Genomic DNA, 14,297 nt, shown 5'->3' with positions numbered 1-14,297 from the left:
CGGGGGGATAACGATGAAACAGATCATTAAATTTGGCGCCGTGTTGTCGCTTGCAGCAGCTCTTGCCGCGTGTTCCTCTGTTCAGAACGGTAATCAGTCCGATAACGGCAATAACACGAATAAACATGGGGAATTAACGGTTGTAAAAAAAACGGAGCAGAAACCAAACCAGGACGTTATGGTGCAAAGGATTCATCGTTTTGAAGGTGCAAGCATGGACAAATGGCTGTCCGATGATCAAGTTCAGCTCATGTACACCAAGCTTGTCAAACAGGCAACGGCTACGGAAGAAGCTAAGTTCGAATACACTACCATGGATGTGGATTTAAGCAATAACGAGCAGACATCGGCTGCCCAACCGGTAAAAAAGGTTCAAACGGTAGAAAAAGAACAGCCATCGCCGGATGGCAAGTACGTGTTCAACCAGCAGTGGAAGGATAAATATACGGCACGCAATTTTATTAAAGAGGTCAGCACGGGGAATAGGACCGAAATCAAGGGCAGCAATTACTTGGAGACCGGCGGCTGGCTGAACGATACCACGTACGTTCTTGCGGCAGGCTCGATGAGCGGGCTTGGCGATATCCGCCAGATTACGGCAGACGGAACCGTGACGCTTCTGAAGCTGGATGACCCGTCACTCGGCGACGAGCCGTTTGTGAATTTTGGAGTAGGCCAAGGACGTATTTATTACACGGATCATAACCAGACCTTAAAGCAGTTTGCGCCTGGCGAACCGAAGCCAACCGAGCTGGTCAAGCATGCGATGACGTTCCAAGTATCGCCGGATGGCAAGCATCTCGCGGTCGAAATTCAGAAGGAAGCCGGAAAAACGGGCAGCGAGCTTCGGATTTTCGACTCGAACGGAAGCGCGGAAGGGCTCTCCATTGCAAAAGGCGATTTGATTCCGTATATCGCTTGGTCTCCCGATTCCTCCAAGCTGGCGGCAGCGCTGTATACCGAGAATCAGAGCGGGATGAACGGAGTTTATATTTTTGACTCGGCAACCGGCAAGGTGTCGCCGATTGGCCCAAGCTATTTTCCGCAATATCCGTTAAGCTGGAATCCTTCGGGGACTAGGCTTGGCGTGACGGTTGCCGATAAGGACAGCATGCCCGTTACTCATATCATTGATTTTCAATAAGATGAAGAAAAAACCGGATCAGGCGATCCGGTTTTTTTATGCCCATTTGTTTCGATAAATGGTTACAGCTTCGATACAAGCTCGAAATTTTTTGGATATATCGGCTTACTATACTAAGTTCATTAACAAGAAACAACAACTAATGGCAAAGGAGAGAACAGATGAAATAAAGACAATTGAAATACATCGAGGCAAAAATGTTTACAGGTTCGTTACAAGCCCGAAATTATTTGGAGATATCGTCACTCTATACTGAAGTCAGTAAGGAGCTTCAAACAAACAGAAACAGGTTATAAAGACAAAAGTAAAAAAGGTTAGAAGTTCGGAAAAGCAAACTCAACTCTAAAGGAGATTATAAAAATGAACAAAAACATGAAAAGAACAGTCGCAGCCATGATGATCGCGGGCATGACCGTATCCGGAGCAGCCGGAGTATACGCCGGAACAAACATGCAGAAAATCAACGCGTTCCTGAACTACGGCATCGGCTTTAAAATCAACGGCAGCACGTATATTCCAAAAGACGAGAAAGGCAATACGCTTGCGCCAATTACGTACCATGACACGACTTACCTTCCGGTTCGCGCGCTTTCGAACGCACTGAACACGCCAATCCAGTACGACAGCAAAACGAATACGATCTACATCGGTACAAGCACAACCGACCAATGGGTATTGGCAAACTACTCGGCAGCACAGCTCGATGAGATCAAAAAAGCATTTGCCGGCTTTGAAGGGTTCGAATCGGCTTATGCTCCGCAAATCATGATCAAAGGCGACGCTTTGCAAAAGGCGGCGGCAACGGCTGACGGCGTAAACCTTCTCTTCAAGAACATGACGGTAAACGTGTCGCCGCGCGATTACTCCTTCGAATACGACGGTACGAATGTAACGCTGTCTAACGGCGCAAAAGCAAAATGGTATAACGTAAACGGTACAGACATGCTCACTGTAAAAGTAGATGACCGTTATGTAACGGTTAGCTCGCCAAACCAAACGTTGACCAAGGCGCAAGCAGAGAAAGTAGCCGTTAGCGTAGCTAAAGTTGGCGCTGCTCAATCCGACCTGGCAGCCGTAACGTATACAGCCGCTCAAACGCAAGCAATAAAAGACGAATTTGCGAAATTCGACGGCTTCACGGCGGCTTATGCACCGACAAAAATGGCAATAGACGACGCATTCCAAAAAGTAGCGAGCGGAGATTCCGTGATCTTCTGGTTCAAGCACATGAACGTTCAAATTTCGCCGCGCGACTACTCGTTTGGTTATGACAGCACAGCGGTAACGCTGGCAAACGGTGTGAAAGCCAAATGGTTTGCGCCAAGCGGCACGGCTATGCTGAGCTTCCAAATCGACGACCGTTATGTCACAATCAGCTCGGCGGATAACAGCCTGACTAAGGCTCAAATCGAGCAGATCGCAACAGGCGTAGCGAAATTGAAATAAGCATCATCATCAGTACTCTCCGTGTGGCTCCTGTAGCTGTGCGGGGAGTTTTTTTTGAATCCAATTTAGGGGAATGTTTGCAGGTTCGTTATAAAACGCCGATGGATTGGGGATAACGCCTATATATGCTGAATTAATAAACTAATTGCATCTGCAGGGGGAACAATTTGTGAGAATAAAGGCGTTCGTTGGGCTTCTCCTCATCGTTATCATGATCACTTGTCTTGAATCCAGATGCCGGGCCGAGGCTGCTGTTAAACAACCCGTATATTACAAAAATAAGGTTATCGTCCTTATGTATCATCATATTGACAGGAAAGAAAGGGGGGCAACGATTTCCCCCGAGCGTTTCGGCGCTCAAATGTTGATCCTCAAGGATCATAATTATCATGTGATTAGCATTGAGCAATTTGCCGACTTTATGCAGAACAAAGCAAAGGTACCGAGTAATGCAGTCGTAATTACGTTTGATGACGGCTATGATAGCTTTGAACGTTATGCCGTTCCGATTTTGAAGAAATATCATTTTACGGCCACTCATTTTATCGTAGGCGCAAGCAGCGACAAGCAAAACGCGCACACACGGCATTTGAACTGGTATACAATGCGTAAGCTTAAAGCGGAAGGTTTCAGCTTCTACAGCCATACGTACAATCAGCACGATTATGTACAGCTTGATAGGAGAGGACATAAAAAAGGAGCTAAGCTGAGCAATCCAATATATCTGCCCGATAAATGGCGGGTAGAGACCAGGGAGGAATATCAGGCCCGCGTGATAGAGGATGCACTGCTAATGGAGCAACGATTGAAAACAGAGCTCGGCAATACCTATCAGATGTTTGCTTTTCCGTATGGCGTATTTACCCCTAGATCAAAGCAGCTTGTGAAAAAGGCGGGTGTTACGTTGTTTTTTACGACACGACCCGGAATTAACAAACCGGGTTACGATGAAGTATTCCGTTTGAACGCCGGAACGCCAACGCTGACAGGCAGTAAATTTCTCAGGATGCTCCAGAAATACAGATAAGCTAAATTTCTTTGTTCCTCGGGACAAGCAGGTCTATAATGAAGGAGCAATCTATTGTAGATCATTGGAACTGGGAGGGCTTATTCGTGAAATTAGTCAATTTCAAGGAAAAGGCAGCAGCTTCTGCTTATCGTTTGGGCGTACGCACGGATAATGGAATCATTGATGCCGGCCATGTAACCTTATACGGCTTATTGCAGGGCGGAGAGGCCGAGCTTAGCAAGCTCCGGCAATTCGTTGAAGAATCGAAGGAACGTTGCCTGGATGAGTCGGAGATTGTTTTTGGACCAAGCGTGCCGGAACCGGGGAAAATTATCTGTATCGGGCTTAATTACAAAAAGCATGCGGAAGAGACGAATATGCCGCTGCCCGAATACCCTATTCTGTTCAGCAAATTCAGCAACGCGCTTGCCGCGCATGGCGAGGATGTCCCATTGCCCCAGTCGACGCAAAAGGTTGATTACGAAGCAGAGCTAGCGATCGTTATTGGGCGCACGGCGAAAAACGTATCGGCGGACGAGGCGCTCGATTACGTATTTGGTTACAGCGCATCAAACGATCTGTCTGCCCGCGATCTGCAGACCCGGACAAGCCAGTGGCTGGCGGGCAAGTCCTGCGATAAATTCGCACCGGTAGGTCCATACCTCGTATCCAAGGATGAAGTAGGAGATCCTAATGCTTTGCGGATCAGCTGCACGGTAAATGGAGAGATACGGCAGGACTCGAATACGTCGGATATGATTTTTGACTGCAAGGAAATCGTCAGCTATATTTCGCAATGCATGACGTTGTCGCCGGGAGACATTATTCTGACCGGCACGCCGGAGGGCGTCGTGATGGGCTACCCGCCGGAGAAGCAGGTTTATCTCCAAGACGGTGATGTCGTCACGATCGAGATCGAGAAGCTTGGCGCGTTAACGAACCGCATGGTTGCTGAAGCTTAATAGAAGTCATCGTTAAAAAGAAAGCCGTCTTTGGCCTGATGTTCAGGCTAAGACGGCTTTCCGCGCATCAGCTTGCTTAATTTCTCTTCCGTATCGCTGTCCGGAGCAGGGGTGTAAATGCTGCAGCGAAGGTCCGAGCCGCCTTGCAGCTGCAAGGACGTCAGATGGAAGAGCATTTTCCCCGCTTTGGCATGCCGGAATTCCAGCACAACCTCCGGCGCCGTCCGTACCTCGCTATGCTCCCATAGCTCCTGAAAGTCCGGATGCAGCCCCGTCATTTCCTTCAGAAACTGATCATACCAGTTATCCTCCACATATTGACCGTAGTAAGCCCGGAAGATCGACAGAAATCCGCTTGCGAACTGCTTCCAGTTAACGGCTAAGCGGCGCAGTTCTTTCCGCGTAAATAAGAGGCGGATCATATTCCGCTCTTGCTCGGGGATCTGGGCAAAGTCGACAAAGACATGGGCGGCCGCTTCATTCCAGCCGACAATCTGACAGCGGCGGTCCGAGATAATGGATGGGCATTGCTTGAGCTCCTGCAGGATTTTGCGCAGAGGCGGACTAACCGCATCCGATGAGTAAGCGGGCATTTCGGCCGTGATGGACGGACCTGCTCCGGGTTCGATCGCTAGACCGTACAAATAATTTCGTTCGTCATGAGTCAAACGCAAGGCGGAAGCAATAGCATCCAGCACATTTGGCGAAGCTTGAATATCCCGGCCTTGCTCCAGCCAGGTATACCAGGTTGTGCTTACGCCGGCAAGCGCCGCCACCTCTTCGCGTCTAAGGCCGGGCGTTCTTCTCCGGCTGCCGGGAGGGAAACCAACCTCCTCGGGCGTGAGCTTGGCCCGTTGGTTTTTCAGAAAGCTGGAAAGCGCGGCAAGCCGCGTCTTGTTATTCATATTGAGCAGTACCTCCAAATGGGTGATCCTGTTACTCATTATACTAGGATAAACGACAACTTGTAATAGGATACTTCATGTGGCAACATGATTTAATATCAGGTACTAATTTTGAGGTATGAACATACATTAAGCGAATGCTTACGAGGCAAGAATCATTATGAATAGCGAACACCGCTATTCGGGTGATAATTCATTTGAGGAGCTGATCTCTATGGAACGCGTAGTGGTTACGGGAATGGGCGTTATTTCGCCGCTTGGACAATCGGTTGACGAAATGTGGTCCCGGATGAAGCGGGGAGAGTCCGGTATATCCCGCATAGATGCTTTTGATACGGCAAGACTGAAAACGAAATTCGCGGGAACCGTTAAGGATTTTGATCCGGAAGCGTTGTTTGGCCGCAAGGAAGCAAGAAAGATGGACCGTTTCGTGCAATTTGCCGTTGCCGCCGCGGATCAGGCGATAACGGATTCCGGACTTAAGCTGGATGAGACGGATCGCGATCGTGTTGGGGTTTATGTCGGTTCGGGGGTTGGCGGATTAAGCACGCTGATGGAGCAGGACGAAATTTTGCGCACCCGCGGTCCCGAGCGCGTAAGCCCGATGCTGGTCCCAATGATGATAGCCAATATGGCGGCAGCTTCAATCAGTATCAGGTACCAATTAACCGGTCCTACGCTTGCGCCGGTTACGGCCTGCTCCATCGGAAATACAGCCATTGGCGAAGCGATGCGGCTTATCCGCCTCGGTATAGCTGACGTGGTTATCGCGGGCGGTGCAGAGGCAACGGTCAATGAACTGTCGCTTGCCAGCTTTGGCAACGCGCAGGCTATATCTTCCCGAAATGAGGAGCCAACGAAGGCCAGCCGGCCTTTCGACCAAAGCCGTGACGGTTTTGTCATGTCGGAGGGAGCGGGTATCGTTGTGCTTGAGTCTCTGACTCATGCGAAGAAGCGGGAGGCTCGGATTTACGGCGAGGTGTTGGGTTACGGGGCAAGCTCGGATGCCTATCACATTGTTGCCACCCATCCGGAAGGAACGGGAGCGTACACCGCTATGAGGACAGCCCTTGCGGATGCGGGTATCCGTCCGGACGAAGTGGATATCATAAGCGCGCATGCTACAAGCACGGGTCTTGGAGACCGCTCGGAAGGTCAGGCGATTATCCGTTTGTTCGGGGAAGGGGAAAGCCGGATTGCGGTAACGGCGAACAAATCGATGCTGGGCCATATGCTGGGAGCCGCAGGCGGCGTTGAGGCGACTGCCCTCCTGCAAAGTTTGCGCGAAGGAATCGTGCCGCCAACCATCAACCTGGAACAGCTTGATCCGGAATGCGGACTGACGAATGTTCCTGCGACAGCCCAGCCTGCTCCGCTTCGCATCGGGCTTTCCAATTCATTCGGCTTCGGCGGACATAACGCCGTCATCGTGCTTAGCCGGTTCGAGGGCTGACGAATAGCCGTAACGGGCTAAAGATTTCTGAGCCGCTTCGCGCATCCGGAACTTCATATAGGGATGATCCGTTACGCGGACGCGCAGACCAAGAAAACGGAGCTTGGACAGCACGTATTCCGTCTCGTCGCCAAGAAAAGTCAGCTTGATCGTATAAGTATCGGATAACTCATCGTATTGAACCTGCTTGTCGAAGCAGGAGAAGGCATACAAAATTCGGGATAACTCCTTGTTATAATCCGGAATAATCTCAATCGTGGCGTGCTGCATGCGCTTCTCCAGCTGCTGGGCTAGCGTTGCGGCCGCCTGATTGAAAAATTCCCCGCTTAACGGCATTTCTTCCACGCTATGAATACTTCGCAGTCTGGTCGTCATCAGGGAGCGCGTTCTCCGGTTGTACCAGAGCAAATACCATTCGCGTTTTACCATCGAATACTCCAGTTTATAAGGTACGCCGGTTTGGCTGGGAAGGAGGAAGCCATCCTTCCGCTTATGGCGCAGCTGCATGCCTGATTTCTTCACAATCATCTGCCGTAGCGTTCTGAGCAGAGGGTGGTAGAGGGAGGGAGCAGCGCTGCCCGCTTTTTCTACAATAATGGACCGAAACGAATCGTTGCGTTCATCCGAACCGCCAAGACATTGCCGGAGCTTATCCAACGTGTCCGGCGATAGGGCAGCTGCCGCTTCCGGATGCTCCAGCATCATCAGAAGCCAGCGGCGTTCCTGAGCCGTAACCGCAATGGCGCCATGCTCGTCAAGCTGTGCCATCATCCGGTAATTGAATATTTTTTCGAACAGGTTCATAGTATGCCGCCAGCTCCTTCCATTCCTTGATAAACTCCCGTCTTAAAGATACGGGCTCAAGCACCTCGCAGCTAGAGCCAAAGCTGCGGAGCCAAGGCTTGATCTCCTGCGTGCCGTTAACCGTAATCTCGAACAGGAATGAAGCTCCATCTTCCTCCGTAATAACACCCCATTGCCCCTGAAGCTGCACCCGGTCTTTAATAAAGTTTCTTTTTGCCCCTTCCGGATTAAAAAATCTGACCTTAACCGTGACGGGTCTGCCCAAATCGACAAGCCAGCTGAAGCTTGTATTGCGCTCTAGCGCGGCCAGCTTTGCCGCATATTCTTCTTCCGTTACGAGTCCGCTTTCCTCAAGCTGCGTGATGCCTTCCATCCGAAAAATCGCGACTTGGGACCGGCCCGAGCTATAGCCAAGCAAATACCATCTTCCGTATTGATGATCGTAAGCGACCTTAAGCGGCAGGATCTCGGTGAGCCGGCCTTCGGATGGCTTGACGAACATCGGATTCGTGTTTTTGGAATGATAGCTCTGGTTCGATTTGGGCGTAAAGTAATGGAAGCTTAGCTTCCGCCTGGACTCAATCGCCCTCATGATCGTGTATAGATGCGCTTCGTCCAGAATACGCGAATGATAATGGTATTTATATAAGAACAGGTCGCTGGCACCGTCCGGCAGCTGCCGCCGCTTCATCGCTTTCTTCAAGCTGTCGCGCAGCAGATAGCCCTGTACGGAAGGAACCTGCGTATTCGCCATTACGTCCACAAAAGCATACAGATCCGACAACTCCTCGTCGGAGAGCACATTTACGAAATCGTTGTGGGCCGTATACTTGTTGGGTCTTCCGCCCGGAAGCCGGCGGATGACGCCAGCCTGCTCCAAGTATTTGAGATCGGAGCGGATGGTCTTCTCATCCGGCAAGGCAAGCTCCTCGGGCATTCCTTCGCAGCATAGATCCAGCAGCTCCAACGGTGTCAGCGCCTGCTCCTGAAGAGAGGAGATAAGAAGAGATAGACGGTAGCTCTCGGATTCCTTGAGCGATTTGGAGCGGAACAGGAAGAGCAGCAGCGGATCGGCCGTTTCGTAATAGCTGGTTCGCAGCATGTCGGCTATCGCTTTATTTTGTTCCTCGGCTGCCGGCTGCTGGACGGTTTCGGCGATATCCTTCAGGCGCCGGATGGTTTTGTCGAAGGTATGTACGGAGATGCCAAGCCGGTCGGCGAATTGCTGCCGGTTATAAGCGCCGCTCGTCAGCACAAGCATCCTCAGAAACTGGATTTCTTTATCGAAGCTTTCTTTTGCCACGGTTCATAAGCCCCTTTCATTGTCGAAGAGGTAGTTAGCTCTATTGTAACAAAGGGCTGGCAGAAGAGGATAGGTAATCTTTCGTTGTATAGTGAGATACTTGCAGTGCACGTTAGACCGGATCAGGATCTGGCCCGGCTTACTTGAAGTGCCGCCGCTCGCCAACGTTGTACGAATTGCAGCATAATCGCGTGATCTAGCCCAGTAATCCAAAATATCCTGCACGGAATGCAGGATATCAGAGAAAATGAACTCTAATTCGACCCCTATCGGCGCAACATGCTGCATTCTGTGCAATATAATGCGTCCATCATCCCCCAAATGGGCGAATATACTGCATTTCGTGCAACGTTAGCTGACTAACTTAACAGGACTTTTTCTGTTTCGCCATACTTTTACCATGTTCCGGAAACGGGACGTCGAGGATAATGAGGATGTAAAGCAACGGCCGGGCCGAACCGGGCAGGGATTTCGGTAGGATTCCCGCAGTGCCGGTACAGTCTCTGTACGCGGTATGCTGTCGGACTTGGTACGTACTTTGCGCCAAGTGGAGGTACAACTTTTCGAAGAAAAGTAGCTTCGGGAGCATTTGCTTTCGAATCCTCCATCGTCCTCACGGAGACGATCATGGTTGAATTTACTCGACTGCAAATCGAGTCCAATCCAATTATTCATGTTGCTTTGGGAAAATGCTCAGCAGGCTTATACAGCTGCACCTTACGCCGCAGCTCTGCAGTCCGCGGATACCGGACGGGAAGAAGCCTGCGCGAAAGGCCGCCGCCAAACGCAACGCAGACAGACCGGGAGCAAGAAGAGTCTGCTGTGCTGCCGGAGGAGCAGGCCGACTGGCAGGCATGATGCCGTTCTTAAGCGGGTCTCCGCCGCGGGTAAGGGAGCATTTTCGCAAGAGCAACGCCAAATCCAAGGAGGTTAAATACCTATGACTGCATATATAAACAAAATAACGATTCAGAACGACCAGCGCGGGCTGCTGTTCAAGGACGGCAGTTACGTCAGGCTGCTGTGCCCGGGCAAACACCGCCTTCCCTTTTTCTCGAAAATGACGGTAACGGTCATGGATATCACCAAGCCGTTTATGGTGCCGGGCAAGGAGCTAGCCTTGTTCCTGCATGACGACAAGCTGCTTGAGGAGCTCCATGTCATTGACGTTGCCGATGATGAATATGTGCTCCACTATGAGGACGGCAGATGCACCAGCGTGTTAAAAACCGGCAAGCATGCCTACTGGAAATCGGCCATCAACCATACGTTCAACCGATTGAGTACGCGGAGCCTCGAGCTGCCTGCTTCCCTAAACGCGGCTGACCTGATGAAGCTGAACGGTCTGTACCACACGTTTGAAGTAGCCGGCCACGAGAAGGGCTTCCTGTTCTACGACAACATGCTGCAGCGCGAGCTTGGCCCGGGCAAATACCGGTTCTGGCGTACGCCGGTCTCGGTTATCGTGCAGACGATGGACATGCGCCGGCAGCAGCTCGACCTGATCGGGCAGGAAATGATGACGGAGGATAAAGTGACGCTTCGCCTCAATTTTGTTAGCCAATACGTGCTGCACAATCCATTGAAGGCGCTGCAGATTAAGGGCTTCGAAGAGCAGCTCTACATTCAGCTTCAATTAATTTTGCGGGAATACGTAGGGACGATGAAGCTGGATGAGCTGCTTCGCACGAAGCAGGAGATCGGCGCTTTTGTACTGGAACGATTGGCGGCACGGAGCGGGGAGTACGGAGTAACGTTCCTGAACGCCGGCGTAAAGGATATCATTCTGTCGGGTGAAGTAAAAGACATCATGAATACCGTACTTCTGGCGGAGAAAAAAGCGCAAGCTAATCTCATCACGCGCCGGGAAGAGACAGCTTCCACAAGAAGCCTTCTGAATACCGCAAAGCTGATGGATGAGAACGCGACGCTGTACCGCTTGAAGGAGCTCGAGTTCCTGGAGAAAATTTGCGACAACGTTGGCAGCGTATCGCTCACGGGCGGCGGCAATCTGGTTGAGCAGTTAAACCAGCTGCTTGGCGGCAAACGTTCAGGATAGGGAGGGGCGAACATGATGGATGAGCAATACCGGATGAAAATAGAAGCCGAGCTTGCGCGCATGGAAGCGGAAGAAAATATCCGCATCTTGTACGCCTGCGAGTCCGGATCGAGGGCTTGGGGCTTCCCGTCAAAAGACAGCGATTACGATGTTCGCTTCCTTTACGTGCGGCCGGTGGAATGGTATTTGTCGATCCGCGAGCGCCGGGACGTGATCGAGCGCCCGATCAGCGAGATGCTGGACATTAACGGCTGGGATCTCCGCAAAGCGCTGGCGCTGTTTAATAAGTCGAACCCGCCTTTGCTGGAATGGCTGCAATCGCCGATCAAGTACAGGGAGCCTTATTCCACGGCGGAACGTATCCGCACCTTGTCCGGTGCAACCTTTTCGCCTAAGTCCTGCATGTACCATTATCTTCATATGGCAAAGGGCAATTACCGGGACTATTTGTTGGGCGAGACGGTCCGGGCGAAAAAATATTTTTACGTACTCCGTCCGCTGCTGGCTTGCGGCTGGATTGAGAAATATAACGCATTGCCGCCGATGTTATTCGAGGAATTGGTGGAGGATTTAATTCCTGCGGGTAGTGAGCTCTATGGCATTATCGAACGCCTTCTGGTCCGGAAACGCGCGGGAGAAGAGTTTAGAACTGAACCCCGTATCGGGCAGCTCAATAATTATCTCGAGGAGCAAATCGCTTATTTCGAGAAGGCGGCCAAGCATTTGGACACGGCGGAAGGTCTGACGGACGAACGGCTGGATGCGCTGTTTAGGGATGCCCTGCTGGAGGCATGGGGAACAGTAAGTGTATAATGGTGGCAGAGAAGGAGGGAAGCCGGATGCCAAGGGAAGTTCGGGTCAGCGAGCTTGCTGCGCTTAAGGAAATCGCGGAGATGCTCAACACGACCAACGACATGGATCAGATGCTCAGCGATGTGCTGGCGAAGCTGCTTGAAGTAACGGATTTTACGACGGGATGGATTTTCCTGATCGATGACGATGTTCCGGGAAATACTTGCGCGGCCCATCATAACCTGCCTCCCGCCTTAACCGCTGGCAATTACGCGCTGATGTGCGGGGAGGATTGCTGGTGCGTGGAGCGTTACCGCCAGCGCAAGCTTACCCATGCCGTTAATATTATTGAATGCAAACGCATTACGTATGCGGTAAGCCATCAGCTTGGCAGCACCGATGGGATCACCCATCATGCTACGGTACCGCTCAAGGCCGGCAAGGACCGGTTTGGACTGCTGAATGTTGCGCAGGCTGGCAAGGAGCATTTCAGCGAGGAGGAGCTGGCGCTGCTGCAAGCCGTTGCCTTGCAGATCGGCACGGCGATTAACCGGATCCGCTTATACCAGACGCAGGAACGAAACGCGCTGCTGTATGCCAAGCTGGGCGATGTGATTCAGCGGATTAACGGCGTACAGGACATTAATCAGCTGCCGGTAAAGGCCGTTCAATATATAGGAGACGCCTTTGGCTGGCCGAATGTCTCCTTATTTATGTATGACGGGCAGCAGCTGTCGCTGCGGGCTTTATATTCAGAGGGGAAATTAACGAAGGAATGGCAGACGCTTGCGGTTGAAGCTGCCGGACCAATCGGAGACTCGCTCCGGGATAACAGGATTGTCATTGAGTCGTCCTGCATGGAAGGCAACAAATTGGACTCGGTGGGGATCCCGTCTTACCGGTCGGCAGCGGCTATTCCGCTTCGCGTGCGCAATCGGACGATTGGCGTCATGTTTATCAGCAGTCCGGATCAGCGGCAGTTCGACGACCTTAACGAAGACTTTATGTACTCGCTGGGGGATCATTTTACGCTATGCGTAGAGAATCTCCGCATTTACGAGCACCGGAGCGAGCTTGCCCGGATGGAGGAACGAAACCGGATGGCACGCGACCTTCATGATTCCGTCGTGCAAAAGGTATTCTCCTTGTCTTTCCTGGCGAAAGGAGCGGAGAACGTGCTTGCCGGGCGGGATCCCGTCGTACAGCGATCGCTGAGCGAGATACAGCAGCTGTCTCAGGAGGCGCTGAAGGAGATGCGCACGCTGATCTGGCAATTGCATCCCGCTGGCCTCGAGAATGGTCTGCTTCCGGCGCTTAAGCAATACGGGCAAGGCCTCAACCTGACGATCTATGACCGGACCGACGGGGTGCAGGAGCTGCCGCGTGCGATTGAAGAAGCCTTCTGGCGGATCGGCCAGGAGGCTCTGAACAATGTCAGGAAGCATTCCGGCAAGGAGGCCGCCTACATCCGGCTGATTAAACAGCAGGACGGGGCAGCTGTATTGGAGATCAGGGACGAAGGGACAGGCTTTCCGGTTGACCGGAAAAAAGGCCGCCAGACGATGGGAATGCGCTCCATGAGGGAGCGGGCGGAGACGCTTGGCGGTTCTCTGTCGATTACGAGCGGACGGGGCAAACCAACCATTGTCAGGGCGACGATTCCGCTTGAATCGGTACAGGCTCATTGCATGGAGGAGAAGGGAAGCAACGGTGATTACTTATTATGAAAATCAAAATTTTACTCGCGGATGATCATCAAATCGTTTTAAAGGGAATATCGTTTTTTCTTGCGATGCAGCCGGATTTCGAATTGGTCGGAGAGGCTCATAACGGCAAGGAAGCGGTCGAGAAGGCCGCCGAGCTTCAGCCGGACATCGTTCTGATGGATTTAAACATGCCCGTTATGGACGGAATCGAAGCAAGCGCCTTAATAAAGGAGCAGCATCCCCATATTAAGGTGCTTGTGCTGACCAGCTTCGCCGATCAAAGCCATATCGTCCCCGCCTTGCAAACCGGCGCTATCGGCTACATGCTGAAGGACGTGGAGCCGGATCAGCTTGCCGAGGCCATCCGAAGCGCGTATAAGGGAAATATTCAGCTGCATCCGGATATTTCGCGTGCCCTGCTAAGCCGTCCGGAACCGGAGCAGAGACAGGAGCAAGATATCCGGCATTCGAATAAGGATAAGTCGCTGGAAGCTTTGACGCCTAGAGAGCTTGAAGTGCTGGAGCTGCTGACTAAAGGGCTGAGCAATAAAGACATCGCCCACACGCTGATTGTTGCGGAAAAAACCGTAAAGACGCATGTCAGCAGCATTTTAAGCAAGCTGGATTTGTCGGACCGCACGCAGGCCGCCTTGTTTGCCGCCCCGTTTTTTCAGAATAAGGGGCAGATGGTTTAGGCAGGTCTCAGCCTATAGT

At 51.7% G+C, this 14,297-nt stretch carries 13 protein-coding genes; 10 read left to right on the top strand and 3 right to left on the bottom strand.

Annotated features, from left to right (window positions below; translation table 11 throughout):
- The first annotated feature begins 13 nt into the window (after nt 1-13).
- The 4 genes from WFK81_RS02780 to WFK81_RS02765 all read left to right on the top strand — a co-directional run bounded on the left by WFK81_RS02780 (nt 14) and on the right by WFK81_RS02765 (nt 4,561).
- Nucleotides 14-1,144 (top strand): TolB family protein, encoded by a 1,131-nt coding sequence (locus WFK81_RS02780; protein ID WP_336784921.1) that lies wholly within the window; start codon nt 14-16, stop codon nt 1,142-1,144.
- 360 nt (nt 1,145-1,504) lie between these two features.
- Nucleotides 1,505-2,590 (top strand): hypothetical protein, encoded by a 1,086-nt coding sequence (locus WFK81_RS02775; RefSeq protein WP_336784920.1) that lies wholly within the window; start codon nt 1,505-1,507, stop codon nt 2,588-2,590.
- 169 nt (nt 2,591-2,759) lie between these two features.
- Nucleotides 2,760-3,617 (top strand): polysaccharide deacetylase family protein, encoded by an 858-nt coding sequence (locus WFK81_RS02770; RefSeq protein ID WP_336784919.1) that lies wholly within the window; start codon nt 2,760-2,762, stop codon nt 3,615-3,617.
- A gap of 86 nt (nt 3,618-3,703) precedes the next feature.
- Nucleotides 3,704-4,561 (top strand): fumarylacetoacetate hydrolase family protein, encoded by an 858-nt coding sequence (locus WFK81_RS02765; protein ID WP_336784918.1) that lies wholly within the window; start codon nt 3,704-3,706, stop codon nt 4,559-4,561.
- 47 nt (nt 4,562-4,608) lie between these two features.
- Here the strand turns inward: WFK81_RS02765 and WFK81_RS02760 are convergent, their stop codons facing one another.
- Nucleotides 4,609-5,466 (bottom strand): helix-turn-helix transcriptional regulator, encoded by an 858-nt coding sequence (locus WFK81_RS02760; protein WP_336784917.1) that lies wholly within the window; start codon nt 5,464-5,466, stop codon nt 4,609-4,611.
- 214 nt (nt 5,467-5,680) lie between these two features.
- Between WFK81_RS02760 and fabF the strand changes: the two genes are divergently transcribed.
- On the top strand, nt 5,681-6,919 hold the full coding sequence (gene fabF / locus WFK81_RS02755) for a beta-ketoacyl-ACP synthase II (protein WP_336784916.1): 1,239 nt from the start codon (nt 5,681-5,683) through the stop codon (nt 6,917-6,919).
- On the opposite strand, the gene WFK81_RS02750 is transcribed toward fabF, so the two are convergent.
- Together WFK81_RS02750 and WFK81_RS02745 are read right to left on the bottom strand one after the other, a co-directional pair.
- Nucleotides 6,863-7,723 carry a WYL domain-containing protein gene (locus WFK81_RS02750; RefSeq protein ID WP_336784915.1) on the bottom strand — a complete coding sequence of 287 codons (861 nt, stop codon included), beginning with the start codon at nt 7,721-7,723 and terminating at the stop codon, nt 6,863-6,865. The two genes, fabF and WFK81_RS02750, sit on opposite strands and share 57 nt — an antisense overlap.
- Complete coding sequence (locus WFK81_RS02745; RefSeq protein WP_336784914.1) at nt 7,674-9,026, bottom strand: helix-turn-helix transcriptional regulator; 1,353 nt, start codon at nt 9,024-9,026, stop codon at nt 7,674-7,676. Before WFK81_RS02745 ends, WFK81_RS02750 begins: the two co-directional genes overlap by 50 nt.
- A gap of 627 nt (nt 9,027-9,653) precedes the next feature.
- On the opposite strand from WFK81_RS02745, the gene WFK81_RS02740 reads away from it, so the two are divergent.
- From WFK81_RS02740 to WFK81_RS02720, 5 genes are all read left to right on the top strand, one after another.
- Nucleotides 9,654-9,884: a hypothetical protein gene (locus WFK81_RS02740; protein ID WP_336784913.1), complete on the top strand. Its 231-nt coding sequence runs from the start codon at nt 9,654-9,656 to the stop codon at nt 9,882-9,884.
- 82 nt (nt 9,885-9,966) lie between these two features.
- A complete protein-coding gene (locus WFK81_RS02735; protein ID WP_336784912.1) occupies nt 9,967-11,085 on the top strand; it encodes a slipin family protein in 1,119 nt (372 codons plus the stop codon).
- 12 nt (nt 11,086-11,097) lie between these two features.
- On the top strand, nt 11,098-11,898 hold the full coding sequence (locus WFK81_RS02730; protein WP_336784911.1) for a nucleotidyltransferase domain-containing protein: 801 nt from the start codon (nt 11,098-11,100) through the stop codon (nt 11,896-11,898).
- A 26-nt stretch (nt 11,899-11,924) separates the two neighbouring features.
- The gene (locus tag WFK81_RS02725; RefSeq protein WP_336784910.1) at nt 11,925-13,604 is read left to right on the top strand and encodes a GAF domain-containing sensor histidine kinase; all 1,680 of its coding nucleotides are present in this window, start codon (nt 11,925-11,927) and stop codon (nt 13,602-13,604) included.
- Nucleotides 13,601-14,278 carry a response regulator transcription factor gene (locus WFK81_RS02720; RefSeq protein ID WP_336784909.1) on the top strand — a complete coding sequence of 226 codons (678 nt, stop codon included), beginning with the start codon at nt 13,601-13,603 and terminating at the stop codon, nt 14,276-14,278. Before WFK81_RS02725 ends, WFK81_RS02720 begins: the two co-directional genes overlap by 4 nt.
- Nucleotides 14,279-14,297 lie beyond the last annotated feature (19 nt).

Source organism: Paenibacillus sp. MMO-177 (assembly GCF_037147795.1).
Classification (GTDB): domain Bacteria; phylum Bacillota; class Bacilli; order Paenibacillales; family Paenibacillaceae; genus Pristimantibacillus.
Note: the sequence above shows the minus strand (reverse complement) of the source record. Positions and strands in the feature narration are given on the sequence as shown.